The organism is Streptomyces sp. HUAS YS2, assembly GCF_033343995.1.
In the GTDB taxonomy this organism is placed as follows: Bacteria; Actinomycetota; Actinomycetes; order Streptomycetales; family Streptomycetaceae; genus Streptomyces; species Streptomyces solicathayae.
Map to the genome: position 1 here is coordinate 7,090,559 of NZ_CP137573.1, position 25,366 is coordinate 7,115,924.

The window sequence follows — 25,366 nt, forward strand, 5'->3', positions numbered from 1 at the left end:
TCTACGAGCGGGCCGGCGCCAGGGCCTCGGCGGCGGCGTCGGTGTGATGGCAGGCGATGTCGCCGGCCGGCACCCGGTCCGTGCACTGCTGTTGCCGTTCCGCGTCGAGCCGCGGACGCGCGGGGCAGCGGGACCGGAACACACAGCCGCGGGGCGGGTCGGCCGGGCTGGGCAGATCGCCGGCCAGCCGGATCCGGGCGCTCCGGTCCGCGGCGGGGTCCGGCTGCGGGACGGCGGAGAGCAGCGCCCGGGTGTACGGATGGGCGGGGGAGCCGAAGACCTCCTCGGTCGTTCCCTGTTCCATGATCTTTCCCAGGTACATCACCGCGATGCGGTCGGCGAAGTGCCGGACCACGGAGAGGTCGTGGGCGATGAACAGATACGCGACACCGGTGTCCCGCTGGATGTCCTCGAGCAGGTTGATCACCTGCGCCTGCACCGAGACGTCCAGCGCGGACACCGGCTCGTCGCAGATGATCAGCCGCGGGTCCAGGGCGAGCGCCCGGGCGATGCCGACCCGCTGCTTCTGCCCGCCGGAGAACTCGTGCGGGAACCGGTTGTAGTGGTCGGGGCGCAGCCCCACCCGGTCCATCAGGTCCCGCACCCTGGCCTTGACGCCTCCGGGCGGCGCGATCCGCTGGGCCAGCAGCGGCGCGGCGATGGCACCGCCCACGGACTGGCGCGGGTTGAGCGAGGACGACGGGTTCTGGAACACCATCTGCACGCGGCGCCGGTACTCCTGAAGCTCCGACCCGCGCAGGCCGGCGATCTCCCGGCCGTCCAGCCGGATGCTCCCCGACGTGGGGTCCATCAGCCGCATGAGCAGCCGCCCGGTCGTGGACTTGCCGCAGCCGGACTCTCCCACAAGACCGAGGGTCTGCCCGGCGTCGACCGAGAAGCCGACGCCGTCCACCGCCTTGATCGCGCCGCCGCCCGACCTGAAGGCGCCGGAGCGGATCGGGAAGTGCTTCGCCAGGTCGGTCACCTGAAGCAGCGGCGTCATCGGACCACCTCTCCGGTCGGTCGCGGGGTCGGCAGATGGCACCGCGACGGGTGCCCGGCGGGGCCGGACAGGACCGGCCGCAGCGTGCCGCAGGCGTCGTCGGGTACGAGCTCCGCCTGGGGGCAGCGGTCCGCGAACAGACAGCCCCGGGGCAGTGTCAGCAGCGACGGCGGGAAGCCCGGGATCGGCGTGAGCCGCTCGGACCGCCCGGCCAGTGACGGCATCGACGCCAACAGCCCCTGGGTGTAAGGGTGTCGGGGGTCCGCGAACAGGTCCGTGACGGTGGCCTGCTCCACGCAGACGCCGCCGTACATCACCACGACCCGGTGGCACACCTCGGCGACCACGCCGAGGTCGTGGGTCACCATGATCACCGACGCACCGGTCTCGGCCTGGAGCTCGCCGAGCAGGTCGAGGATCTGGGCCTGCACGGTGACGTCCAGCGCCGTGGTGGGCTCGTCCGCGATCAGCAGCTCGGGTTCGCAGACCAGCGCCATGGCGATCATCGCGCGCTGCCGCATGCCGCCGGAGAACTCGTGCGGGTACGCGGAGTACCGGCGTTCGGGGTCGGGGATGCCGACCCGGCCGAGCATGTCGACGGCGACCGCTGCCGCGGCCTTCCTGGAGACGTCGTTGTGCACCCGGTACGCCTCGGCGATCTGCACTCCGACGGGGTAGAAGGGGTGCATCGCCGACAGTGGGTCCTGGAAGATCATCGCGATCTTCTTGCCGCGATAGGTCCGCATCCGCGCTTCGCCGAGCGGGTTGAGGTCCTCACCGTCCAGCAGGATCTGCCCGGTGACGGTGGCCGAGGTGTCCTTGAACAGTCCCATCAGGGCCTGGCTGGTGACGGTCTTGCCGGAGCCGGACTCCCCGACGATCCCGACGGTCTCCCCGCGGCCCAGGGTCAGGTCCATCCCGTTGACCGCGTGGACCACGCCGTCGTCGGTCGGGAAACCGACCCTCAGATCGCGGACGTCCAGCAGGGGCGAGGGTTCGGGTATGAGCATCAGGCAACCCTCACTCGCGGGTCGATCACCGCGTAGGCGATGTCGACCAGGACGTTGGCGACGATGATGAAGAACGCGGCCGTCATGGTGACGGCCATGGTGACCGGCAGGTCGCCGGCCTGCGCGGCGTGCACCGCGGTGAATCCGACGCCGGGAACCGAGAAGATCTGCTCGGTGAGCACCGCGCCGCCGAGCAGGCCACCGATGTCGAGGCCGAGCATGGTGACCACCGGCGTGATGCCGGCCCGGACACCGTGCCGGAACACGATGCTCCGCCGCGACAGGCCCTTCGAGCGGGCGGTGCGCATGAAGTCCTCGCCGAGGGTCTCCAGCATGTTGCTCCTGGTGACGCGGATGTACTGCGCGCTGAACAGAACGGCCAGCGCCACCCAAGGCAGCAGGTAGTTGAGGAACCAGCCGCCCGGGCCCGCCGCGCCGAACGGCGAGGCGATCTCGTTGGTGGTGAACGGCAGGAGCCCGAAGGTGCTGACGAAGACGAGCAGCAGCAACAGACCGGTCACCGGGATCGGCAGGGACACCCCGACCGAGGCGGCGCCGACGATGAGCTTGTCGGTCGGCCGCCCCTTCCGCAGCGCCGCGAGCAGACCCAGACCGACGCCGGCGACGGTCCACAGCACGATCGCGCCGCCGGCCACGGACAGGGTGTAGGGCAGGGCCCGCGCGATGATCGTGGTGACGTCCTCGTTGGTCTGGAACGACTTGCCGAGGCACGGCCACGAGCACACGCTCTCGGCGCCCGGGGCGCCGACCGTCCGGCCTTCGAGGAGACCCGACATGTAGGTGAGGTACTGGGAGAGGAACGGCTTGTCCATGCCGAGCGCGACCCGGGCCTCGGCGATGCGCTGCGGAGTGCACTCCTGGCCGCAGGCCGCCGCGGCCGGGTCCGCCGGACCGAGCTGGAACAGACTGAACGTCACGAAGCTGATGACGAACAGGAGAACGAGCATCGCGACGGACCGTCGCAGGAGGAAGCCGGTCATCAGCGCTGGACGCCCACGATCGACAGGTCGATGGCGCCGAAGAAGTAACCGACCTGCGCGTTACGGACCTTGGAGCCGACCACGCTGCTGGTGTAGTTGCGCACCAGCGGAATCAGCGGGTAGTCCTGCATGGCCCGGTCGAACAGCGTCGCCCACTTCTTGCCCAGCTCCTCGCTGGTCCCGTTGGTACCGCGCAGCTTGTACATCTCGCCGGAGACCTTCGGGTCGTGGTAGCGCGGGATGTTGGAGAAGCCGTAGGTCCTGCCGTCCAGGCTCGGGCCCAGGTTCGGGTCGATCGTGGTGCGCACCGAGCCGCTGTCCGCGCCGCCGCACCAGCCGCTGCGGGCGATGTCGGGCATCTGGTCACCGGCGAGCACGGTGTAGTAGTTGGCGGCCGGGATCGGGCGCAGCTGCAGGTCGATGCCGAGTTCCTTCAGGTTCTGCTGCAGCACGGTGCCGACGTTCTTGTACCGGGCGTTGGTGTCGGCGTAGCCGTACACCAGCTTCGCGGGCACCTGCTTGCCCTTCAGGAGCTTCTTGGCCTCGTCCCGCTTCGGCTTGCCGGCCGGGTCGAGGTCGGTGTGCTGCTCGACGTATCCGCGCTGGGCGGAGTTGATGTACGACTGGGTGAGCTGGCCGAACCGTGTGCCGCCGTACTGGACCTGGACGGCGGCCCGGTCGACGGACAGCGCGATCGCCTTGCGGACCTGGGGGTCCTTGATGGTCTCGGTGTTGAGGTTCAGCACGTCGGTGCAGCCCAGCAGACCGGCCGCGGTGCGCGCCTTGGTCTTCGGGTCGTTGAGCTCGGCCGCGTCGGACGCCTGCAGGCCGCCGTTGCTGTCCAGGGTGATCGCCGTGGGGTCCGAGTCGGCCAGCAGCTGCTGGCTGATGGTGGCCTGGGCGGTGGAGAGGGTGAAGGTGAAGGTGTCCGGCAGGGCGGACCGGTTGGGGTCGGTGGCCGGGTCCCACTGGGGGTTGCGGACCAGCTTCATCGAGCGGCCGCGCTCGTACGAGGCGATCTTGTACGGGCCCGTCGAGACCGGGTGGTTGGTGTAGTCGAGCCGGGTGTCCCGGGCCCGCGGAACCGGCGCCGTGTTGGACCGGGAGACCAGGGCCGGGAACTCGGCGAACGGCTGCTTGAGGTGGAAGACGACGGTGAGGTCGTCCGGGGTGTCGATGCCCTTGAAGTCGCCGCCGCTGTACGGGCCCTTGTAGGCGTCGTCGGCCAGCGCGGAGTTCAGTTCCTGCGGCGCCTGGGTGAAGACGTCGCGGGCGTAGGTGCGTTCGACTCCGTACTTGATGTCCTTGCTGGTGATCGGCGTGCCGTCCTCGAACTTCAGCCCCTTCTTGAGGGTGTAGGTCCAGGTGAGGCCGTCGGCGGAGGGCCGGCCGAGGTCGGTCGCCAGGTCCGGCACGACGGTCGGCGGCCGGCCGGCGGTCTCCTTGGCCATGGTGAGCGTGCGGTAGTACAGCTGGCCGACGTTGGCGGTCTGCACGTAGTTGCTGTTGCCGGGGTCCAGCGTCTGGAAGTCCGAGGACATCAGGACGTTGATGTTTCCGCCCTTGGCGGTGTGGCCCTTCCCGATGACGACTGGCTCGTAGGCATGGGACGTGGAGCCGGAGTGCGGGGCGGGCTTGGCGCCGCCACAGGCGGTCAGGGCCAGCCCGGCGCTCACCGTGAGGGCGAGCGCTGCCATGGTGCTTCGTTCCACTGCGACTCCTTGCGGGACGGGGCGGGTTGAGAAAGGAGGAGGAGAAGACGGGAGGGTGGGATCAGCCGCGGGACGACTTGGGGTCCAGGGCGTCCCGGACCGCGTCGCCGAGCAGATTGAAGGCCAGCACGGTGATCACCAGTGCGCCGGCCGGGACGGCCAGGAACCACGGGTCGGAGAGGTACCAGTTGCCCGACTGGGCCGCGTTGAGCATCTGGCCCCAGGACGGTGTCGGGTCTTTGACACCGACGCCGAGGAACGACAGGGCCGCCTCTGCGGTGATGTTGGTGGGGATCATCATGGTCGCGTAGACCAGGACGACGCCCATGACGTTCGGGATGATCTGCCGGAGGATGATGCTCCGGTGGGACGCCCCGTACGCCTGGGCCGCCTCGACGAACTCCTGCTGCCGGATGGAGAGCACCTGGCCGCGTACGACCCGGGCCAGATAGGCCCAGCCGAAGAACCCGAGGATGATCACCAGCGAGGCGATCGGCACCAGACTGCCCGAGTCGAGCGCGGTGCCGCGCAGTCGGGACTGCATGATCGGGGTCAGCGACAGGACCAGCAGCAGGTGCGGGAAGGCCAGGAACAGGTCCATCACCCGGCTGATCACCATGTCGGTCCTGCCGCCGAAGTATCCGGCGGCGGCGCCGAGCACGGTCCCGAGGACCACCGACACCAGGGTGGACAGCAGCGCGATCGTCAGCGAGATCCGCGCTCCGTAGGCCATCCGGGCGAAGATGTCGCGGCCGAGCCCCGGTTCGAGGCCGAGCCAGTGCTCGGCGGACGGATAGCGGTAGTACGACAGGGGAAGCCCTGGCGTGGCGTAGTCGTCCAGGAACTCCGGTCCGGTTCGCGAGGTGAACGGGTCCGAGCCCTCGACGGCGACCAGGACCGGGGCCAGGACGGCGAACAGCACCATCAGTGCGACCACGACCAGCGCGGCGACGGCGATCCGGCTGCGCCGGATGCGGAGCCACGCCGTGGCGAGCAGCGACCGGGCGGTGGCGACCTCCGCCGTCGCCGCCCGGGGCTCGGCCGGGGCGGTCGGGGAGTGAGCTGAGGAAAGGGTGGCCACCGTCCCGTCGGAGGACTCGGACGCGCCTGCCGGGCGCACGGGATTCGGCGACTCATAAGGATCCGGCACGTCGGTCCTTCGGTGCTCGGGGGTGCGGGTGGCCGGAACGGTATACCAAGCCTCAGGGTTTCCACTAGGGTGGATCGCAATCCGGCCCGAGCCCTGGTGTGACGGCCCTGAGCAGCCAATAGGTCCTGGAACTCCGGGATCTCGCATCCGAGAATGGTTGCCCGGGTGAGTGGCCCGAATGCCTCGTGGGGTGCGTGCCGGCCTGGACGCCGAGCCCATGATGATTGATGATCAATTTGGTGTACCAAAAATGAGAGGGTGTCGATGAAGACCTTGGTGACCGCCTCCTGGGTGATCGGACACGACGGACGCTCGCACGTGGAGATCCCGGACGGCGCCGTGCTGATCGACGGCGACACGGTCGCCGAGGTCGGCGCGCGGACCGACCTCGACCGGCGCCCGGTCGACGAGCGCATCGACCTCGGCGACGCGGTGCTCACCCCCGGTCTCATCGACCTGGACGCGCTCACCGACATCGACCACCTGATCCTCGACTCCTGGGCGTCCCCGGATCTCGCCGACGGCTTCGTCTGGTCGGCCGAGTACTTCGACCGGCCCCGCGCGGTGTTCGACGCGGCGCAGCGGCGCACGGTCCGCGAGTACGCACTGGCCCAGCTCGCCCTGCACGGCATCACCAGCTACATGCCGATCGCCTCGGAGGTGCACAGCGACTGGGCGGAGACGTACGAGGACTTCGTGGCGACGGCCGAGGTGTCCTCGCGCCTCGGGCTGCGCGGCTTCCTCGGGCCGTCGTTCCGGTCCGGGGTCAACGTGATCGGCGCCGACGGCGGACGCACCGTGATGTTCGACGAGGAGGCGGGCCGGCGCGGACTGGCCGACGCGCTGCGGTTCCTGGACCACACCGAGAAGCTCGCCGACCCCCTGCTCACCGGGGTACTGCTGCCGTGCCGGATCGAGACCCTCACCCCCGGCCTCCTGCGCGACGTCGCGCGGGCCGCGGACGAGCGCGGCGCCCTCGTGCGCCTGCACGCCCTGCAGGGCAACACGGAGCGCGCGTACGTCCAGCGCACCTACGGGCGCACCCCGTTGCAGCTGATCGCCGACTCAGGACTGCTGTCCGACCGGCTCATCGTCCCGCACGCGGTCGTGCTCGACGTACACCCCGACGTGCTCGGGACCGACACCGGCGACGTCGCCGTGCTCGCCGACGCCGGCGTCTCGGTCGTGCACTGCCCGCTGACCAACGCCCGCTACGCCCACAACCTGCACACCTTCGGCGGCTACCGCGCCCAGGGCGTGAACCTGTGCCTGGGCACGGACTCCTTCCCGCCCGACCTGGTGCGGGGCATCGACGTGGGCACCCAGATCGCCAAGCTCCAGGCCGGCGACCTCGGTCAGGGGCACCTCGCGGGCTACTTCGAGGCGTTGTGGACCGGCGGGGCGACCGCGCTGCACAGGCCGGACCTCGGGCGGCTGGCCCCGGGTGCCGCCGCCGACCTGGCGGCGTTCGCCCTGGACGACTTCCGCATGGGCGTCACCGAGGACCCGCTGCGCACCCTCGTGCTCAACGGCACCGCCCGCGACGCCGTCCTGACGATGGTCGCCGGCCGGGTGGTCATGCGCGACGGGGAGATCCCCGGCTTCGATCTCGCCGCGCTCAGGCGGGCCGGCCAGGAGCTGTTCGCCCTGATGCGCGCGGCCTACCCCGAACGCGACCACCGCGGGCGCCCGGTCGACGAGCTGTTCCCGCCGGTGTTCCCCCGGAGTTAGCCCCGGGGGCCCGGTACTTCCTTCACTCCGCCTCGTACTCGGCCATCGGGACGCGCACCCCGCGCTCCCGGGCCACCTCGGCGGCGTACTCGTAGCCCGCGTCCACGTGGCGGATGACACCCATGCCGGGGTCGTTCGTCAGGACGCGGGAGAGCTTCTCGGCGGCCAGCTCGGTGCCGTCGGCGATGCACACCTGACCGGCGTGGACGGACCGGCCCATGCCGACGCCGCCGCCGTGGTGGATCGAGACCCAGGAGGCACCGGAGGAGGTGTTCACCAGGGCGTTGAGCAGCGGCCAGTCGGCGATGGCGTCGGAGCCGTCCAGCATCGACTCGGTCTCGCGGTACGGGGAGGCGACGGAGCCGGAGTCCAGGTGGTCACGGCCGATCGCGAGGGGCGCGGACAGCTCGCCGGAGGCGACCATCTCGTTGAACTTCAGGCCGGCCCGGTGCCGTTCGCCGTACCCGAGCCAGCAGATGCGGGCCGGCAGGCCCTCGAACGCGACGCGCTCACCGGCCATCTTGAGCCAGCGGTGCAGGTGCTCGTTCTCCGGGAACAGCTCCATGATCGCGCGGTCGGTGGCCTCGATGTCCTTGGGGTCGCCGGACAGCGCGGCCCAGCGGAACGGGCCGAGGCCCTCCTCGAACAGCGGGCGGATGTGCGCCGGGACGAACCCGGGGAAGTCGAAGGCCCGCTCGTAACCGGCCTTGCGGGCCTCGTCGCGGATCGAGTTGCCGTAGTCGAAGACCTCGGCGCCGGCGTCCATGAAGCCGACCATGGCCTCGACGTGCCGGGCCATGGACCAGCGGGCCCGCTCGGTGAACTGGCCCGGGTCCTTGGCGGCCAGCTCGCGCCACTCCTCCATGCTCACCCCGACGGGCAGGTACGCCAGCGGGTCGTGCGCCGAGGTCTGGTCGGTGACGATGTCGATCGGCGCCCCCATCTGCAGCAGGCGCGGGAACACCTCCGCCGCGTTGCCCTCCAGGCCGATCGACAGGGGCCGGCCGGCCTCCTTGGCCTCGATGGCGAGGCTCAGGGCGTGGTCGAGGTCCATCGCGGCCACATCGAGGTAGCGGTGGTCGATACGGCGCCCGATCCGGGTCTTGTCCACGTCGACGCAGATGGCGACGCCGTCGTTCATGGTGACGGCCAGCGGCTGGGCGCCGCCCATGCCACCGAGACCGGCGGTGAGGGTGATGGTGCCGGCCAGGGTGCCGCCGAACTTCTTGCGGGCGACCGCGCCGAACGTCTCGTACGTGCCCTGGAGGATGCCCTGGCTGCCGATGTAGATCCACGAGCCGGCCGTCATCTGGCCGTACATGGTCAGGCCCTGCGCCTCCAGGGACCGGAACTGCTCCCAGTTCGCCCAGTCGCCGACCAGGTTCGAGTTGGCGAGCAGGACCCGCGGCGCCCACTCGTGGGTGCGCATGACACCGACCGGCTTGCCGGACTGCACGAGCAGCGTCTCGTCGTTCCGCAGCGTCTTCAGGGTGCGCACGATCGCGTCGTAGGCGCCCCAGTTGCGGGCGGCCTTGCCGGTGCCGCCGTAGACGACCAGGTCCTCCGGGTGTTCGGCGACCTCGGCGTCGAGGTTGTTCATCAGCATGCGCAGGGCGCCTTCCTGCTGCCATCCGAGGCAGTTCAGTTCGGTGCCGCGGGGAGCGCGGATGCTGTGCGCATCGGGCGAAACGCTGGTCATGATGCCTCCAGGCGGGGGAGCGACGTGCTTCGCCTCCCATGACAGGCAAGCCCGGCGGCGGGAACCAGCGAGATCGGCAGGGTTTCTCGGATCCGAGAAACCGACTCGCCTAGAATCATGGAGCCGGCGTGCCGGTCCGGGGGAGCGACGGCGAGCGGGATGGTGAGCGGTGTGGGCGTGGAGGGTGCGGACCTCGCGCGTCTGTACGCGGAGCGGGCGAGTGGTTCGGCCCCCGCGTACCAGCGGGTGAAGGACCTGGTGACCGAGCAGATCACCAGCGGTCGCTGGCGCGAGGGCGACGCCCTGCCGTCGGAGAGCCAGTTCGTCGATTCGCTCGGCCTGTCCCGGATGACGATCAACCGGGCGCTGCGCGAGCTGAGCGCCCAGGGACTGCTGCGCCGGGTCATGGGAGTGGGCACCTTCGTCGCCCCGCGCAAGGGCAGCTCCGCCCTGGCCGGGGTGCACAACATCGCCGACGAGGTCCGCGGCCGGGGCCACGGGTACCGGGCCGAGGTGGTGTTCCTGGGCGAGGAGGTCGTGGCTCCGGAGATCGGCGGCCAGTTCGGCACCGAGCCGGGGCGTCCCGTCTTCCGCTCGCGGGTGGTGCACTTCGAGGACGGTGTGGCCGTCCAGCTGGAGGACCGGTACGTCAACCCTCGGTTCGCCCCCGGGTACCTGGAGCAGGACTTCACCACGCGTACCCCGTTCACGTACCTCTCCGAGGCGGCTCCGCTCGGCCGGGGCGAGCACATCGTGGAGGCGGTGCTCCCCTCCGCGGAGGAGTCGGAGATCCTCGGCATCGCGCCGTCGGAGCCGTGCCTGCTGATCCACCGCCGCACCTGGTCGCAGGAGGCGCTGGTGAGCATCGCGCGGCTGCTGCACCCCGGATCCCGGTACCGGCTCGAGGGCACCTTCGACACGCACTGACCGTCGGTCGGGTCTCAGCCTGCCGCCGCCTCCGAGGGGGAGCGGCCCGACACCGCGGCCGTCAGCCGCGCCGCCCCCTGCGTCAGCACGTCCCGCACGACGTCCGCGCCGTGCCGGCAGTAGTGCCGGTGCCAGGTGCTGCTGACCGCCGCGACGGGCCGCTCGTTGTGGTCGAAGGCCGCCACGCCGATCGACCGGAGCCCGTCGGAGACCAGCTCGACCTCCTCCGACCAGCCGCGCTCCCGCTCCCGGGACAGTTGGTCCAGCAGCTCCGGCAGCGAACGCGGCCCCTTGCCCGTACGGGTGATCAGGCTCCCGGGCCGGGGGAAGAGCGCCCGCACCTGTGCCTGGGCGCAGTGGGCCATGAGGGCACGGCCGCTGGCCGTCAGGTGAGCCGGCAGCCGGACGCCGATGTCGGTGACCAGCGGGGTGTCGACGTCGCCCGACCGGCCGGTGGTGGGGCGCTCCTTGAGCAGGTAGACCGTCTCGGCGCCGTACAGGATGCCGAGGTGCACGGTCTGGCCGAGCCGGTTCGACAGGGTGCGCAGGATGGGGCGGGCGATGCGCTCCAGCGGCTCGTGGCGCAGATAGGCGGAGCCGATCTCGAAGGACGAGACACCCAGGCCGTACGCCTGCTCCTTGGGCACGTAGGTCACGAATCCGCGCTCCACGAGTACCGAGAGGATGTGGTACGCGGACGATCGCGGGATGCCCAGATCGCGGGCGATGGCCCCCGCCCGTACGAGCCCGGGACGGCCGGCGAGGTGCAGCAGGATGTCCAGCGCGCGCCCGACGGCGGGCGAGGTGCTGCTGGAACTCGTTTCGTGTTCACCCATCGGTCCACCTCTTGACGGCCTGTATATACAGGAATATACAAGGTGCCTTCCATGCTGCGGGCGTGTTCCCGGCCGAGAGGGCCGACGGCGAGCAGCCCCTCACCCGTCCAGGGCGTTTCCGCCCTAAGGAGGGCATTTCGATGACCGCGAAAACGGCGACGCTGAGCCGCGGACTGAAGTCCCGGCACATACGTTTCATCGCGCTCGGCTCAGCCATCGGCACCGGACTCTTCTACGGCTCCTCCGCCTCCATCCAGACCGCCGGACCCGCGGTCCTGCTGGCCTATCTGATCGGCGGAGCCGCCGTCTTCCTGGTGCTGCGCTCACTCGGCGAGATGGCCGTGCGCGACCCCTGCGCCGGATCGTTCGGCGAGTACGCCACCAAGTACCTCGGCCCGCTGGCCGGCTTCGCGACCGGCTGGACGTACGCGTTCGAGATGGTCATCGTCTGTCTCGCCGACGTCACGGCGTTCGGCGTCTACATGGGCTTCTGGTTCCCCGACGTACCCCGCTGGATCTGGGTCCTCGCGGTCGTCCTCGTCGTCGGCGTGATGAACCTGTTCAGCGTGAAGGTCTTCGGCGAGATGGAGTTCTGGCTCTCGCTCGCGAAGGTCGTCGCCATCGTGGCGATGATCGGGGCCGGCATCGCGATCCTGGTCCTCGGCCTGCACGGCGACGGCGGGCCGGTCGGGGTGTCGAACCTCTGGAGCAACGGCGGCTTCTTCCCGCACGGCGCGGAAGGCTTCGTCCTGTCGTTCGCCGTGGTCATGTTCGCCTTCGGCGGCACCGAGATCATCGGCGTCACCGCGGGTGAGGCCCAGGACCCGGAGAAGACGATCCCCAGCGCGGTCAACTGGATCCCGCTGCGCATCGTGCTCTTCTACGTGGTGGCCCTCGCGGTGATCATGTCGCTCAACCCCTGGCAGAACATCGACGGCACCGGCAGCCCGTTCGTCGAGATCTTCGCCTCCCTCGGCGTCGGCTCCGCGGCCACCGTCCTGAACGTCGTCGTCATCGTGGCGGCCCTGTCCGCGATCAACAGCGACATCTTCGCCGCCGGCCGGATCATGTACGGCATGGCGGAGCGCGGCCAGGCCCCGGCCGCCATGCGCAAGCTCTCCCGCAACGGCGTGCCCTTGACCACGGTCAGCATCATGATGGGCGCGCTGCTGCTCGGCGTGGTGCTCAACTACCTGATGCCGGAGAGCATCTTCCTCGTCATCTCCTCGATCGCCACCTTCGCCACCGTCTGGGTCTGGATGATGATCCTGCTGTCACAGTTCGCGGCCCGGCGCAGGATGTCGCCGCGGGAGGCGGCCGCGCTGAAGTACCCGGCGCCGTTCTGGCCCTACGGCCAGATCGTGGCCATCGCGTTCATGGTCGCCGTGCTCGTCCTGCTGGCCTTCTCCGGCGACACCCGGATCGCCCTGATCGTCGGCGCCGGCTGGCTGGCACTGCTCTCGGGCGTGTACGTCCTGTGGGGCCGTCCGCGCACGCCGGTCGCGGGGCCCGCCGGGCAGGCGGAGCGCGCCGAGGCGGAGCCCGCGGGGGCGGAAGCCGTGCCCGTGGCGCGGAGCTGACCGGGCACCACTCGCGCCGGACAGAGACCGTCTGAGATCCCAGACATCGCAGAGCCTCGCGACCTGTGAATGTCTGGGATCCCGGACAGCAAGACCCTCCGGGTCCTCGCGACAGGACCCCGTCATGGGACTTCATGGAGTCATGACTGTTGTTGTGAACGTCCACGCCCTGTCCGCCGAAGATGTCGTCGCCGTCGCCCGCCACGACGCGCCCGTCGCCCTCGCCCCCGAGGCCCTGAAGGAGATCACCCGCAGCCGCGAGGTCATCGAGTCCCTGGCCGAGGACGTCAAGCCGCACTACGGCGTCTCCACCGGATTCGGCGCGCTGGCCACCCGCCACATCCCCACCGCGCTCCGCGCCCAGCTGCAGCGCAGCCTGGTCCGCTCGCACGCCGCGGGCAGCGGCCCCGAGGTGGAGCGCGAAGTGGTCCGGGCCCTGATGCTGCTGCGGCTCTCCACCCTGGCCACCGGACGCACCGGCGTCCGCGCGGAGACCGCCGAGGCCTACGCGGGCCTGCTCAACGCCGGCATCACCCCCGTCGTGCACGAATACGGCTCCCTCGGCTGCTCCGGCGACCTGGCCCCGCTGGCGCACTGCGCGCTCGCGATCATGGGCGAGGGCACGGTACGCAACGCCCAGGGCGAGCTGCTCCCCGCCGCCGAGGCGCTCGCCGCCGCCGGCCTCACCCCGGTCGTGCTGCAGGAGAAGGAGGGCCTCGCCCTCATCAACGGCACCGACGGCATGCTCGGCATGCTGCTGCTCGCCGCCCACGACCTGCGGATGCTGCTGCGCACCGCCGACATCAGCGCCGCGATGAGCGTCGAGGGCCAGCTCGGCACCGACGCCGTCTTCGCCGCCGACCTCCAGGCCCTGCGCCCCCACCCCGGCCAGGCCGACAGCGCCGCCAACCTGCGCGCCCTGCTCGCCGGCTCCGGCATCGTCGCCAGCCACCGCAACCCCGAGTGCACCCGTGTCCAGGACGCGTACTCGCTGCGCTGCACGCCGCAGGTGCACGGCACCGTCCGCGACACGCTCGCGCACGCCGAGCTGGTCGCCTCCCGCGAGCTGGCCAGCGCCGTGGACAACCCCGTCGTGACGCTCGACGGCCGGGTGGAGTCCAACGGCAACTTCCACGGCGCGCCCGTCGCCGCCGTCCTGGACTTCCTGGCGATCAGCGTCGCCGACCTCGCCTCGATCGCCGAGCGCCGCACCGACCGCTTCCTGGACGTGTCCCGCAACCACGGCCTGAACGCGTTCCTCGCCGACGACCCGGGCGTCGACTCCGGCCACATGATCGCCCAGTACACCCAGGCCGCGATCGTCTCGGAGCTCAAGCGCCTGGCCGCCCCGGCCTCCGTCGACTCCATCCCCTCCAGCGCCATGCAGGAGGACCACGTCTCGATGGGCTGGTCCGCCGCCCGCAAGCTGCGCCGCGCCGTCGACGGCCTCACCCGCGTGATCGCCGTCGAGCTCTACACCGCCGCCCGGGCCCTGGACCTGCGTGCTCCGCTGACGCCCGCGCCGGCCACCGCCGCCGTCCGCGACGGGCTGCGCGAGACGGTCGAGGGCCCCGGCACCGACCGCTGGCTCGCCCCGGAGATCGAGGAGGCCGTGCAGTACGTGGCCTCCGGTCGTGCCCTGGCCGCCGCCGAATCCGCGGCCGGCCGCCTCGTCTGACCCGACGGGCTCCCCAGGATCCGGACGACACCCCTGGACGCGGTGCCGGCACACCCTCACCTGTGCAGGCACCGCCCCGGCGTCCTCACCCGAGGGCGCCGGTCAGCCCGCCCCGCCGACGCGCCGGCTCAACTCCGCGGCCGTCCGCGCCACCTCGGCGGCGATCTCCTCGCGCCGCGCCGTGTCGACACCCTCGGCGGGGAAGGTGACCGCCACCCCCGCGATCGGATGCGCGCTGTGGTCGAGCACCGCGGCCGCCACCGACGAGAAGCCCTCGGTCACCTCGCCCTCCTCCGTCGCGTACCCGCGGCGCCGCACGTCCACGAGCAGGTTCCGCAGCGCCGACAGCGACCGGGGACCGGACTCGTTGCGCAGGACGAAGGCCGACGCGTCCGGGAACAGCGCCCGGACCTGGGCCTGCGGCAGGCCGGCCAGCACCGCGCGGCCGCTCGCCGTCAGATGCGCCGGCAGCCGGACACCGACCTCGGTGACCAGCGGGGCGCGCCCCGGCGCCCGCTCCTCGATGACGTAGATGACCTCGCGGCCGTGCAGCACCGCCAGATGCGCGTTGTGCCCCGTGCGGTCGACGAGCCGCGCCAGCGGCACCCGGGCGAGGCGCTGGAACGGCGCCTGCCGGCTGTAACCGGAACCCAGCTCGAAGGCGCTCACCCCGAGCCCGTAGCGGCGTTCCTCGGGCAGGTGCACCACGAAGCCTTCGCCGGCGAGCGTGTCGAGCAGGTGGTACGTCGTCGAGCGGGGCAGCCCGACGTCACGGCTGATGGCCGCGGCCGGCACCGGGCCGGCCTGCGCGGCGAGGTACCGGAGGATGGCGAGCACCTGAGCGGCGGCGGGGACGGTGGACATGCCGCGAGCGTACGCCCGTGGACGGACCGGGGCCCGGACCGTCCGGAGCCGTCTGGAATCCGAGACGCAATGGCACCGGCCGATGTGGTGGACCCGCCCCGACCTGATGCTTCATGGACATGCATCTCCCGCACCGACACCCGCGAAGGAAGTCGAATCACATGGGTGACAAGGCCGCAGAGGCGGCGCCCCGGCCCGCCGAACCGCTGACCGACAGTGTGTACAACAGCGTTCGGCAGTTGCGCGCCGACGCATGGAGCCGGCTGGCGGACCTCACGCACCACCTGGCCGCCCACCCGTCCTCCCGGCCCGTCCCCGAGGAGACCGCCGAACAGCTGGAGGAGCTGTTCCGGCTGTTGACGCCGATCGAGAACTGCTGGGCCTCGCCCGGCCGGACCGGTCTCACCGAACTGCGCCGGCTCCACCGGACCGGCGACCTCACCCGGCTCGCGCGGCGCGCGGACGACATGAACCGGGCCCTGGGGACCGACACTTACCACGGCGCCCCGCCCCCCGAAGCCAAGCCGTACTTCGAGGTCCTCGTCGTCGGCGAGCTCGACGAGGCCGAGGCGGCGGACATGCGGCGGGAGCTGAAGCAACTGCGCCGCGAGGACGACGAGTTCGTTTACGAGCTCGTCATGGCGCCCAGCCACGAGGACGCCGTCATCGCGGCCCTGGTGAACTCCAGCGTCCAGGCGGTCGTCGTCCGCCACCGCTTCGCCCACCGGTCGCAGCACGACACGACGGTCATGCGCCGATTCTTCGAAGGCACCGCCGCCGAGGGCATCACGACGGCGACGCAGGGAGAACAGGGCGAGGAGCGCGCCCGGCTGCTCGGCGAGAGGCTGCACGACCTGCGGCCGGAGCTGGACCTCTACCTGGTGACCGAGGCGTCGGTGGAGCGCACCGCGGGCACCCTCGGCCGGCGGTTCGCCCGTGTCTTCCACGCCCAGGAAGGACTCCTGGAACTCCACCTGTCGATCCTGCACGGCATCGGCGAGCGCTACAGCGCCCCCTTCTTCACCGCGCTGCGCGCCCACAGCCGCCGGCCCACCGGCGTCTTCCACGCCCTGCCCGTCTCCCGCGCCACCTCCGTGGTCAACTCCCGCTGGATCCCCGAGATGGTCCGCTTCTACGGACTGAACGTCTTCCTCGCGGAGACCTCGGCGACCACCGGCGGCCTGGACTCGCTGCTCGATCCCACCGGTCCGCTGCGGGAGGCGCAGGAACGCGCCGCCGAGACCTTCGGCTCCCGGCAGACGTACTTCGTCACCAACGGCACCTCCACCGCCAACAAGGTCGTCGTGCAGGCACTGGTCCGCCCCGGCGACATCGTGCTCGTGGACCGCAACTGCCACAAGTCGCACCACTACGGGCTGCTGCTCGCCGGCGCGCAGGTGGTCTACCTCGACGCGTACCCGCTGGACCAGTACGGCATGTACGGCGCCGTGCCGCTCGAGGAGATCAAGCGCAAGCTGCTGATGCTGCGTGCGGAGGGTCTGCTGCACCGGGTCAAGCTCCTCCTCCTCACCAACTGCACCTTCGACGGGATCGTCTACAACCCGTCCCGTGTGATGGAGGAGTGCCTGGCACTCAAGCCGGACCTGGCGTTCCTCTGGGACGAGGCATGGTTCGCCTTCGCGCGCTTCCACCCCGTGTACCGGCGCCGGACCGCGATGGCCGCGGCCCGCCGGCTCACCGACCGTTACCGCAGCCCCGAGTACGCCGAGCGGTACGCCGAGCACCGGGAGCGGCTGGGCGACGACCCGGACGACGAGGCCCTGCTGCACCATCGGCTCATGCCGGACCCGGCCAGCGTGCGGGTGCGCGTCTACGCCACCCAGTCGACGCACAAGACACTCACCGCGCTGCGGCAGGGCTCCATGATCCACGTCTTCGACCAGGACTTCCGGCACAAGGCCGCCGAGACGTTCCGCGAGGCGTACATGACGCACACGTCGACCTCGCCGAACTACCAGATCCTCGCCTCGCTCGACCTCGGCCGCCGGCAGGCCGCCCTGGAGGGCTTCGAACTGGTGCAGAAGCAGCTCGAACAGGCGGGCGTGCTGCGCGACGCCGTCGACCGGCACCCCCTCCTGAGCAAGTACCTGCGCTTCCTCACCACCCCCGAACTGGTCCCCGCCCGGTACCGCTCCTCCGGCGTCGACCAGCCCCTGCGGACCGGCCTCGCGCGGATGGCGGACGCCTGGGAGGAGGACGAGTTCGTCCTCGATCCCACCCGCGCGACGCTGCACATCGGGCTCACCGGGATCGACGGCGACACCTTCAAGCACGAACACCTCATGGACCGGTACGGCGTCCAGGTCAACAAGACGACCGGCAACACCCTGCTGTTCATGACCACCATCGGCACGACCCGCAGCGCCGTCGCGTACCTCGTCGAGGTCCTCGTCAACATCGTCGAGGACCTGGAGGAGCGGCTGCGCGAGATGACCCCGCGGGAACGCGCCGCGTACGACCGGCGCAGCGCCGAACTGTGCCGCGGGTCCGCGGCGCTGCCGGACTTCAGCGCGTTCCACGAGGCGTTCCGCCCGGGCGGTCGCACCCCGGAGGGTGACCTGCGCAAAGCGTTCTTCCTGGCGTACGACGACAGCACCTGCACCTATCTGACGGCCGAGGAGGTGGCCGAACGCGTCGCGGAGGGCGAGGAGATCGTCTCGGCGGGCTTCGTCACCCCGTACCCTCCGGGTTTCCCCGTCCTCGTCCCCGGTCAGCTGATCAACGAGGCGGCGCTGCGCTACATGGACGCCCTCGACACGCGGGAGATCCACGGCTACCGGCCGGAAACCGGCTACCGGGTCTTCACCGAGACCGCACTGAAGGAGCTCACGGCATGACCGACGGCACGACCGCAGGACGACTGCTCAGGGCGCACGACCGGCCCGCGACGCGCTGGCGCAACGGCGGCGGCGTGACCCGGGAGGTCGTGGCCGGCCCCGCCGAAGCCGGCATGGAGGACTTCGCCTGGCGCGTGAGCCTCGCCGACGTCGCGGCGGGCGGCCCCTTCTCCTCCTTCCCCGGCGTGGACCGGATCATCACGGTCGTCGACGGGCCGGGGATGGAGCTGACCGTCGACGGGGTCCCGCACACCGTCGACGCCCCGTACGAGCCCTTCGCCTTCCCGGGCGACGCGGTCACGGACTGCCGGCTCCTGGGCGGCCCGCTCGTCGACTTCAACGTCATGACCCGCCGCTCCGCCGCGACGGCTCGACTGCGGCTCACGCGCGAGGCGTTCGACGTCACGCCGAGGGCCGGTTCCGAGACGCTCGTGATCGTCCTGGCGGGCACGGCGACCGCGGCGGAGTCCGGTGTCACCCTCGACCGGTTCGACGCCGTCCTGTTCCCCGAGGACGGGGCGGACACCTTCCACGTCGACGGCGTCGCGGCCGTCGTCACCGTCGCACCCGCTGCCGGTGCCTGACGGTCGAACAGCCCCGCCTCCCGGCCCTCGAACGGATCGAGGGCCCGGAGGCGGTTCCAAGGCGCCGGTGGGTGTGCGCCGGCCGGCGTCTCAGTCGTTCCGGCCGAGGAGCAGCCCGCTGGGCTCGGCCAGTTCCCCGCCGTCGTGGATGCGCTCGCCGCGCAGCCAGGTGGACTTGACCACGCCGTACAACGTCCTGCCCGCGTAGGCGGTGACCCGGTTGCGGTGCTGGAGCCCGGCCGGGTCGACGGTGAAGGTCTCGTCGGGCGCGAGGACCGCGAAGTCCGCGTCCCGGCCCGCCTCGATCGCGCCCTTGCGCGCCAGACCCGCGAGCCGGGCGGGGGCGGCGGACATCCAGCGGACCACGTCGTCCAGGCCGTGGCCGCGGCGGCGGGCCTCGGTCCAGATCGCCGGCAGGCCGAGCTGGAGGGACGAGATGCCGCCCCAGGCCGACGCGAAGTCGCCGGTCTTCAGATCGGCCGTGGACGGCGAGTGGTCGGAGACGATGCAGTCGATCGTCCCGTCCGCCAGGCCCTCCCACAGCGCGTCCTGGTTGGACGCCTCGCGGATCGGCGGGCAGCACTTGAACTCGGTCGCGCCGTCCGGGACTTCCCCGGCCGTGAGGGTGAGGAAGTGCGGGCAGGACTCGACGGTGATCTTGACGCCCTCGGCCTTGGCGGCGGCGATGAGCGGCAGCGCGTCGGAGGACGACAGGTGCAGGACGTGGACGCGGGCGTTGAGCCGGCGGGCCTGGTCGATCAGGTTCTGGACCGCCGTGTTCTCGGCGTCACGGGGCCGGGACGCCAGGAAGTCCGCGTACTTCGCGCCCGACTTCTGCGGGGCCGCCGCCAGGTGGTGCGGGTCCTCGGCGTGCACGATCATCAGTCCGCCGAACCCGGCGATCTCGGCGAGCGAAGTCGCCAGCTGGTCCTGGTTCAGCTCCGGGAACTCGTCCACGCCGGACGGCGACAGGAAGCACTTGAAGCCGAAGACCCCGGCGTCGAACAGCGGCCGCAGGTCCTTGACGTTGTCCGGGAGGGCGCCGCCCCAGAAGCCGACGTCGATGTGCGCCTTGGTCCGGGCGACGTCCTGCTTGACCCGCAGGTGCTCGACCGTGGTGGTCGGCGGCAGTGAGTTCAGCGGCATGTCGAGCAGGGTGGTGATGCCACCGGCCGCCGCGGCACGGGTCGCCGTCCAGAAGCCCTCCCACTCGGTGCGGCCGGGGTCGTTCACGTGTACATGGGTGTCGACGAGCCCGGGGAGCACGACGTCGTCGCCGAAGTCCTCCAGCCGGGCGCCGGCCGGGACCTCGGCGTCGTACGGCAGTACCGCCGCGATCGTCCCGCCGGAGACGGCGATCGATGCCGCGCGGGTGCCCTCGGGAGTGATGACACGGGTCGAACGCAATACGAGCTGTACGTCGGGCAACGGAGCCCTCCTCTTCTGCGGTTGCACTTGTCCTCGTCGGTGACGCGTATCAGCGGGCCTGCGGAGGCCAGTTGACGATCCGCTTGGGCCGCGGCGGCGCGTACGTGCGCACCTTCGAGGTGGACAGGCCGAGACGGACGAGCGACTCGGCGATGGTCACGGCGGCGCTCACGCCGTCGACGACGGGCACCCCGGTGCGCTCGACGACGCGCTCGGTGAGGCCGGACATGCCTCCGCAGCCCAGGCAGATGACCTCTGCCCGGTCGTCCTCCACCGCGCGGGCGGCCTGCTCGACGATGGCCTCGACGGCCGCCTTCTCGTCGCGCTCCAGGTCGAGCACGGCGAGCCCGCTGGCGCGCACGGAGGCGCACCGCGCGCTCAGGCCGGCGGTGTGCAGCCGCTCCTCGATCAGCGGGACCGTCCGGTCGAGGCTGGTGACGACGGAGTAACTGCGGCCGAGGAACTGGGCGGTGGTCGCCGCCGCCTCGGTGATGTCGACGACCGGCACGTCGAGGAGTTCCTGCAGGCCCTCCCGGCCGTGCTCGCCGTACCCGGCCTGGATCACCGCGTCGAACGGCTCGGGGTAGGCGCGGACGGTCTCCATCACGGCGATGGCGGCGAGGTAGCTCTCGTAGTTGCCCTCGACGGACTCCGCCCCGAAGGCGGGGGTCAGCGGGACGATCTCGGTGCCGGGGGAGGCCGCGGCCGCCGCCTGCCGGCCGATGGATTCGGTGATCGACTCAGTGGTGTTGACGTTGGCGACGAGAATGCGCATGGTTCCGCCTTCGGCTCGGTGGGTCATTCGGCGGCGACGGCGATGGCCTCGCCGTCCACGTCCCGGATCTGCGCGCCGCGGTCCGCGATCAGCGCGTACAGCGCGGCGCCGAGGATGGCGCCCACGAACCAGGAGAATCCGGCCACGGACTGGAAGAAGGGCAGTAGGGCGACGACGACGGCGACCGCGGCGCTGGGCACGAAGGCCGCGACGGCCCGGGGGTTGAAGCCGCCGCGGTAGTGGTACTCGCCCTGCGGGTTCTCCGTGTACAGGTCGGGCACGTTGATCCGGGCCTTCCGCAGCAGCCAGTAGTCCGCCATGATCACGCCGAACAGGGGGCCGAGCAGGGCGCCGAGCCCACCGAGGAAGTAGTTCACGACGATCGGGCTGTTGTAGAGGTTCCAGGGCAGGATCGCCAGGCCGAGGACCGCGCTCACCACGCCCGCCCGGCGGAAGTCGAGCCGGCGCGGGAAGAGGTCGATCAGGGCGTAGATCGGCGCCACGAAGTTGGCCAGCAGGTTCACCGCGACCGTCAGGGCGATCAGCGCGAGCGAGGCCGTCGCGAGCAGCAGCATGTTCGGGATGGTCCGGACGATGTCCGTGGGGCTGGTGATGATCCGCCCGTCGAGCTTGAACTGTGCCCCGCTGAGGACCACGACGATGACCGCGAAGAACAGCATGTTCAGCGGGATGCCGATGACATTGCCGCGGACGATCGAGGCGCGGCTCTTCGCGGACCGGGTGAAGTCGCAGAAGTTGAGCACGAACGTTCCGTAGATGACCACCCACAGCGCGGCGGCCTGCAGGATCTGCAGCCACATCGCGCCGCCGGTGAGCGGCGCGTCGACGGACAGCGAGATCGCGGCGTCCGCACGGACGAACATCCAGATCGCGAGGGCGCACATGGTGATCAGGGTGGTGGGCGCCGCGAAGGCCATGTACCGCCGGATCATCTGCATCCCGTAGCTCACGATGACGAGCTGCAGGGCCCACAGGGTCATGAAGGTGATCCAGCCGAGGGTCGACTGGCCGAGCAGCGAGTTCGCGTCCAGGCTGCGAAGCCCCGGGAACATCGCGATGAGCAGGGCGCTCAGGACGGTCGAGGCCAGGTAGGTCTGGATGCCGAACCAGGCGATGGCGACGATGCCGCGGACGGCCGCCGGGATCTTCGCACCCTTGATGCCGAACGCGATGCGGCTCATGACGGGGAAGGGGACGCCCGTCTTGTGCCCCATGAACCCGGACAGCGTCAGGAGCAGGAAGAGCAGCACCGACGCGAGGGCGAAGGCGGCCAGGATGCCCCAGATGTTCAGCCCGAGGGCGAAGAGGCCGATCGCGAACGCGTAGTTCCCGAGGCTGTGCACGTCGTTGGCCCAGAGCGTGAAGACGTTGTACGCGCCCCAGCGGCGCCCCTCCTTCTTCGTGGGGGCCAGATCGTAGGTGTACAGGACGGAGCTGGCTCCGTCGGCGGTCTCGGGCGGCCGGGCATCCACAGCGGTCATCGAAGGGGCCTCACGTGTTAGAGGTTTCCACAAAGTGGAAGTAGTTTTCCGTTCGGAAGAACGTAGTTTTCTCCAATGGCGTCGTCAAGGGATTCCGGTCGGCAACTTCCCGGCGCGGCGACGCCGCCCCTACGTGCGGAAACGGCTCGACCCGGGCGCCCGTGGGAGGAGAAGGTGAGGTATGGAGTTCCTCTGCTACCACCGAGACCGGCCCGGTTCGACGACGCTGCGCGGCGAGCTGCTGGAAGAGCACTGGTCCTATATGGACCGCTTCGAGAAGGAGCTGATCGCGCGCGGGCCGACCTTCGCCGAGGACGGCGAGACGCCCAGCGGCAGCGTGCACATCGTCGATCTGCCCGACCCCGCCGCCGCCCGCGCGTTCGCCTTCGACGAGCCGAACCACCAGGCCGGCATCTTCCGGGACGTGCTGGTGCGGCGGTGGCGCAACCTGCTGGGGCGCACGATGTGGGACTTCCCCGGCGGTCGGACCGGCGGCAACCGGTTCCTGGTGCTCGGGTTCGGCGCGGGGGAGCCGGTGGACCTCGAAGTCCCGGCGGACTCAAGTGAGTTGATCGCCTACGGGCCGCTGCTGTCGGACGACGGGGCCGCCTGGCTGGGCACGGCGATGCTCGTCCGCGCGCCGGACGCGGACACGGCGCGCGCGATCCTGACGGCTGACAGGTACGCCGCCGTCGAGGTGCACGACTGGGAGTTCGGCGGGCGCCGGTAGGCGCATGCGGGCGCGGGGTGGGCGAGGGCTCGGAAGCCCTCGCCCACCCCGCGGCCGGTGCCGTCGCCTAGCGGTGCAGCGTGCCGCCCCGCGCGGCGACCGCCTCGGCGTCCGCGCCGGTGAGGACGGCGCTGATGCTGCGGGCCAGGTGGGGGATGCGGTGGGCCGTGATCCCGGCGATGTTGATGCGGCCGGCGGACGTGCCGTAGACGGCGAACCGGCGCCGCAGGTCCCGCATTTCGTCCGCGCTGAGGGGGAGCATCGAGAACATCCCCTTCTGACGGGCGAGGGACTCCGCCTCGGCACCGCGGCCCAGCGCGGCGAGATGGGCCGCCAGATCGGAGCGGTTCGACGTGATCCGGTCGCGCATCACGTCGAGTTCGGCACGCCACATGGTACGCAGGGACGTGTCCTCCAGGACGGTCGTGACGACGGCCGCGCCGTGCTCCGGAGGCATCGAGTACAGGGTGCGCGCCGCGTTCTGCAGTGTGGTCTCCACGTGCCGCAGGGCCTGACGGGACGGGCCGAGGACGATCGCACAGCCGGTGCGGTCGTTGTAGAGGCCGAAGTTCTTGGAGCAGCTGACCGCGATCAGGACCTCCGGCAGCCGGGCGGCGAGCATCCGCGTGGCCCGCAGGTCGGCCTCCAGGCCGTCGCCGAGCCCGTGGTACGCGAGGTCGACGAGGGGCACCCAACCGGTGGCCTCGGCCATGTCCGCCAGTGCGTCCCAGGCCTCGGGGGAGGGGTCGACACCGGTCGGGTTGTGGCAGCACCCCTGGAGCAGCACGACGTCGTGGCGCCGCGCGGCACGCAGGTCGTCGAGCATGCGGGCGGGGTCGGGAAGGCCCGCGGAGTCCAGCAGGCCGTACGTCCGGACCTGCAGGCCGGCCGCCTCCAGGATGGGGCGGTGGTTGACGTACGCGGGGTCGCTGATCCACACCGTCGCGCCGGGGTGCGTGCGGTGCATCAGGTCGGCCAGCAGGCGCAGTGCCCCGGTGCCGGCCACCGTCTGGACGGCCGCGGCCCGCTCAGGGCCGGCCTCCGGGCCCAGGACCATCGACAGCATGGCCCGGTTGAAGGCCGTACTGCCGGACAGCCCCCGGTACTCCTTCGAGGCGGAACCCTCCGCCAGACGTACCTCCGCCTCCCGGACCGCCGCCATGACGGGGGTGGTCCCGGTGTGGTCCCGGTACACCCCGAGCACGAGGTTCAGACGCTCCGGCCGCGGGTCGTCCGCGTATGCGGCGGTCAGCTCCCACAGCGGGTCGGCGGGCGGGGTGGGGAGCAGCTCAAGCATCGGCGGGACCCTTGGGTCGGGGGCGCCGGTTCGCGAGGACGACACCCGAGGTGATCAGGGGAACGCCGACCAGGACGGAAAGGGTCGGCGACTCGTTGAGGAGGGGGACGGCGAGCAGGACGACGACGACCGGGCTCAGGCTTCCGACGACCGCACTGCGCTCCGGCCCCAGCCTGCGGATGGCGAAGGCGTACAGCAGGCCGGCGCACAGACCGACCCCCAGTCCCTGTACGACGAGGAACAGCAGGACGTCACCGCCGGCCGCGTGGGCGATCCCGGTCGGCAGGACGCCGGTCAGCACCAGCAGGGCGACCACGGCGAACGACGGCAGGCACAGCAGCCCGATGGACCCGACGGGGTCGAGCTCCACCTCCCGCAGCCCCACCGTGTAGAGCGCCCACAGTCCGCTGGCGACCAGCAGTGCGCCCGAACCGAGCAGCACGTCCTGGTCCAGCGCGGTCGTGTGGCGCCACACCAGCGCGACGACTCCGGTGACGATCAGCACGAGACCGGCCGTCTGTGTGCCGCGCGGCAGGCTGCGCCCGCTCGCCACCACGAGCGCGGAGACGAACAGCGGGACCATGCCCGGCACGATCGCACCGACGAACGCGGCCGACGTCAGCGAGCCGCCGTACATGACCATGAGGAAGAACGGCACCCCCGCGCCGCAGACGATCTTGGCGGCCGGGCCCGGCCGCACGGCCCGCAGCAGGTGCCGACGGCGCCAGAGCGCGGGCGCCAGGACGACCAGCGGGACGCCGAACCGCAACAGCGCGGCGTCGGCCGGCAACAGGGTGGAGGAGCCGAGCGCCCGGGCGCTCAGGGCGAACCCGGCCCAGATGATCACGGTGAAGCCGAGGGCCAGCAGGCCCGCCGTCCGCGGCGACAGCCCGCCGCGCCCAGCGGCGCCGAGCGCGCGCGAGGCTCCCCGCGCCCCGGGCGGCGCCGCCTCTGCCGTGTTCGTCGTGACCACCTGGATCCCTCCCGCTCGGGTACATGCC

At 71.3% G+C, this 25,366-nt stretch carries 20 protein-coding genes; 7 read left to right on the plus strand and 13 right to left on the minus strand.

Features of this window, described 5'->3' with window-relative positions; translation table 11 throughout:
* Position 1: 1 nt before the first annotated feature.
* The 5 genes from R2D22_RS32475 to R2D22_RS32495 all read right to left on the minus strand — a co-directional run bounded on the left by R2D22_RS32475 (position 2) and on the right by R2D22_RS32495 (position 5,807).
* Entirely contained in the window at positions 2–1,003 is a 1,002-nt protein-coding gene (locus tag R2D22_RS32475; protein ID WP_318108616.1) for an ABC transporter ATP-binding protein, read from the minus strand.
* A complete protein-coding gene (locus tag R2D22_RS32480; RefSeq protein WP_318108618.1) occupies positions 1,000–2,013 on the minus strand; it encodes an ABC transporter ATP-binding protein in 1,014 nt (337 codons plus the stop codon). Before R2D22_RS32480 ends, R2D22_RS32475 begins: the two co-directional genes overlap by 4 nt.
* On the minus strand, positions 2,013–3,014 hold the full coding sequence (locus R2D22_RS32485) for an ABC transporter permease (RefSeq protein ID WP_318108620.1): 1,002 nt from the start codon (positions 3,012–3,014) through the stop codon (positions 2,013–2,015). The genes R2D22_RS32480 and R2D22_RS32485 overlap by 1 nt, the downstream gene beginning before the upstream one ends.
* Entirely contained in the window at positions 3,014–4,726 is a 1,713-nt protein-coding gene (locus tag R2D22_RS32490; RefSeq protein WP_318108621.1) for an ABC transporter substrate-binding protein, read from the minus strand. Before R2D22_RS32490 ends, R2D22_RS32485 begins: the two co-directional genes overlap by 1 nt.
* A 61-nt stretch (positions 4,727–4,787) precedes the next feature.
* Positions 4,788–5,807: an ABC transporter permease gene (locus R2D22_RS32495; protein ID WP_318108622.1), complete on the minus strand. Its 1,020-nt coding sequence runs from the start codon at positions 5,805–5,807 to the stop codon at positions 4,788–4,790.
* A 333-nt stretch (positions 5,808–6,140) separates the two neighbouring features.
* Here R2D22_RS32495 and R2D22_RS32500 point away from each other — a divergent pair, with 333 nt between their 5' ends.
* Positions 6,141–7,607, plus strand: a complete 1,467-nt coding sequence (locus R2D22_RS32500; RefSeq protein ID WP_318108625.1) for a chlorohydrolase family protein — start codon at positions 6,141–6,143, stop codon at positions 7,605–7,607.
* 22 nt (positions 7,608–7,629) lie between these two features.
* On the opposite strand, the gene hutU is transcribed toward R2D22_RS32500, so the two are convergent.
* A complete protein-coding gene (hutU, locus tag R2D22_RS32505; RefSeq protein ID WP_318108627.1) occupies positions 7,630–9,306 on the minus strand; it encodes a urocanate hydratase in 1,677 nt (558 codons plus the stop codon).
* A gap of 171 nt (positions 9,307–9,477) precedes the next feature.
* Between hutU and hutC the strand changes: the two genes are divergently transcribed.
* Positions 9,478–10,233, plus strand: coding sequence for a histidine utilization repressor (gene hutC / locus R2D22_RS32510; RefSeq protein WP_318108628.1), 756 nt, complete (start codon positions 9,478–9,480; stop codon positions 10,231–10,233).
* A 14-nt stretch (positions 10,234–10,247) separates the two neighbouring features.
* Here the strand turns inward: hutC and R2D22_RS32515 are convergent, their stop codons facing one another.
* A complete protein-coding gene (locus R2D22_RS32515) occupies positions 10,248–11,069 on the minus strand; it encodes an IclR family transcriptional regulator (RefSeq protein ID WP_318108629.1) in 822 nt (273 codons plus the stop codon).
* A 140-nt stretch (positions 11,070–11,209) separates the two neighbouring features.
* Here R2D22_RS32515 and R2D22_RS32520 point away from each other — a divergent pair, with 140 nt between their 5' ends.
* Positions 11,210–12,649 carry an amino acid permease gene (locus R2D22_RS32520; RefSeq protein ID WP_318108630.1) on the plus strand — a complete coding sequence of 480 codons (1,440 nt, stop codon included), beginning with the start codon at positions 11,210–11,212 and terminating at the stop codon, positions 12,647–12,649.
* A 124-nt stretch (positions 12,650–12,773) separates the two neighbouring features.
* Positions 12,774–14,327: a histidine ammonia-lyase gene (gene hutH, locus R2D22_RS32525; protein WP_318108631.1), complete on the plus strand. Its 1,554-nt coding sequence runs from the start codon at positions 12,774–12,776 to the stop codon at positions 14,325–14,327.
* Between the two features lie 102 nt (positions 14,328–14,429).
* On the opposite strand, the gene R2D22_RS32530 is transcribed toward hutH, so the two are convergent.
* Positions 14,430–15,191 (minus strand): IclR family transcriptional regulator, encoded by a 762-nt coding sequence (locus tag R2D22_RS32530; RefSeq protein ID WP_318108633.1) that lies wholly within the window; start codon positions 15,189–15,191, stop codon positions 14,430–14,432.
* Positions 15,192–15,352: 161 nt separating this feature from the next.
* On the opposite strand from R2D22_RS32530, the gene R2D22_RS32535 reads away from it, so the two are divergent.
* Both R2D22_RS32535 and R2D22_RS32540 read left to right on the plus strand, forming a co-directional pair.
* The gene (locus tag R2D22_RS32535) at positions 15,353–18,049 is read left to right on the plus strand and encodes an aminotransferase class I/II-fold pyridoxal phosphate-dependent enzyme (protein ID WP_318108634.1); all 2,697 of its coding nucleotides are present in this window, start codon (positions 15,353–15,355) and stop codon (positions 18,047–18,049) included.
* Complete coding sequence (locus tag R2D22_RS32540; protein WP_318108636.1) at positions 18,046–18,633, plus strand: HutD/Ves family protein; 588 nt, start codon at positions 18,046–18,048, stop codon at positions 18,631–18,633. Before R2D22_RS32535 ends, R2D22_RS32540 begins: the two co-directional genes overlap by 4 nt.
* 90 nt (positions 18,634–18,723) lie before the next feature.
* Here R2D22_RS32540 and allB read toward each other — a convergent pair whose 3' ends face one another.
* From allB to R2D22_RS32555, 3 genes are read right to left on the minus strand one after another with little or no spacing between them, the layout of a single operon-like run.
* A complete protein-coding gene (allB, locus tag R2D22_RS32545; protein WP_318108638.1) occupies positions 18,724–20,061 on the minus strand; it encodes an allantoinase AllB in 1,338 nt (445 codons plus the stop codon).
* Positions 20,062–20,110: 49 nt separating this feature from the next.
* A complete protein-coding gene (locus tag R2D22_RS32550) occupies positions 20,111–20,836 on the minus strand; it encodes an aspartate/glutamate racemase family protein (RefSeq protein WP_318108639.1) in 726 nt (241 codons plus the stop codon).
* A gap of 23 nt (positions 20,837–20,859) precedes the next feature.
* A complete protein-coding gene (locus R2D22_RS32555) occupies positions 20,860–22,338 on the minus strand; it encodes an NCS1 family nucleobase:cation symporter-1 (RefSeq protein WP_318108642.1) in 1,479 nt (492 codons plus the stop codon).
* A 181-nt stretch (positions 22,339–22,519) separates the two neighbouring features.
* On the opposite strand from R2D22_RS32555, the gene R2D22_RS32560 reads away from it, so the two are divergent.
* Positions 22,520–23,068: a YciI family protein gene (locus tag R2D22_RS32560; RefSeq protein ID WP_318108644.1), complete on the plus strand. Its 549-nt coding sequence runs from the start codon at positions 22,520–22,522 to the stop codon at positions 23,066–23,068.
* A 67-nt stretch (positions 23,069–23,135) separates the two neighbouring features.
* On the opposite strand, the gene R2D22_RS32565 is transcribed toward R2D22_RS32560, so the two are convergent.
* Together R2D22_RS32565 and R2D22_RS32570 are read right to left on the minus strand one after the other, a co-directional pair.
* Positions 23,136–24,365, minus strand: a complete 1,230-nt coding sequence (locus tag R2D22_RS32565; RefSeq protein ID WP_318108645.1) for an amino acid aminotransferase — start codon at positions 24,363–24,365, stop codon at positions 23,136–23,138.
* The gene (locus tag R2D22_RS32570; protein ID WP_318108647.1) at positions 24,358–25,338 is read right to left on the minus strand and encodes a DMT family transporter; all 981 of its coding nucleotides are present in this window, start codon (positions 25,336–25,338) and stop codon (positions 24,358–24,360) included. Before R2D22_RS32570 ends, R2D22_RS32565 begins: the two co-directional genes overlap by 8 nt.
* Positions 25,339–25,366: the final 28 nt, after the last annotated feature.

What these genes read in the sequence shown, in the direction of transcription:
- R2D22_RS32475 (WP_318108616.1), bottom strand. Translation starts at nt 1,003, where the DNA reads ATGACGCCGCTGCTTCAGGTGACCGACCTGGCGAAGCACTTCCCGATC.
- R2D22_RS32480 (WP_318108618.1), bottom strand. Translation starts at nt 2,013, where the DNA reads ATGCTCATACCCGAACCCTCGCCCCTGCTGGACGTCCGCGATCTGAGG.
- R2D22_RS32485 (WP_318108620.1), bottom strand. Translation starts at nt 3,014, where the DNA reads ATGACCGGCTTCCTCCTGCGACGGTCCGTCGCGATGCTCGTTCTCCTG.
- R2D22_RS32500 (WP_318108625.1), top strand. Translation starts at nt 6,141, where the DNA reads ATGAAGACCTTGGTGACCGCCTCCTGGGTGATCGGACACGACGGACGC.
- hutU (WP_318108627.1), bottom strand. Translation starts at nt 9,306, where the DNA reads ATGACCAGCGTTTCGCCCGATGCGCACAGCATCCGCGCTCCCCGCGGC.
- R2D22_RS32515 (WP_318108629.1), bottom strand. Translation starts at nt 11,069, where the DNA reads ATGGGTGAACACGAAACGAGTTCCAGCAGCACCTCGCCCGCCGTCGGG.
- R2D22_RS32520 (WP_318108630.1), top strand. Translation starts at nt 11,210, where the DNA reads ATGACCGCGAAAACGGCGACGCTGAGCCGCGGACTGAAGTCCCGGCAC.
- hutH (WP_318108631.1), top strand. Translation starts at nt 12,774, where the DNA reads ATGGGACTTCATGGAGTCATGACTGTTGTTGTGAACGTCCACGCCCTG.
- R2D22_RS32530 (WP_318108633.1), bottom strand. Translation starts at nt 15,191, where the DNA reads ATGTCCACCGTCCCCGCCGCCGCTCAGGTGCTCGCCATCCTCCGGTAC.
- R2D22_RS32535 (WP_318108634.1), top strand. Translation starts at nt 15,353, where the DNA reads ATGGGTGACAAGGCCGCAGAGGCGGCGCCCCGGCCCGCCGAACCGCTG.
- R2D22_RS32540 (WP_318108636.1), top strand. Translation starts at nt 18,046, where the DNA reads ATGACCGACGGCACGACCGCAGGACGACTGCTCAGGGCGCACGACCGG.
- R2D22_RS32550 (WP_318108639.1), bottom strand. Translation starts at nt 20,836, where the DNA reads ATGCGCATTCTCGTCGCCAACGTCAACACCACTGAGTCGATCACCGAA.
- R2D22_RS32555 (WP_318108642.1), bottom strand. Translation starts at nt 22,338, where the DNA reads ATGACCGCTGTGGATGCCCGGCCGCCCGAGACCGCCGACGGAGCCAGC.
- R2D22_RS32560 (WP_318108644.1), top strand. Translation starts at nt 22,520, where the DNA reads ATGGAGTTCCTCTGCTACCACCGAGACCGGCCCGGTTCGACGACGCTG.
- R2D22_RS32565 (WP_318108645.1), bottom strand. Translation starts at nt 24,365, where the DNA reads ATGCTTGAGCTGCTCCCCACCCCGCCCGCCGACCCGCTGTGGGAGCTG.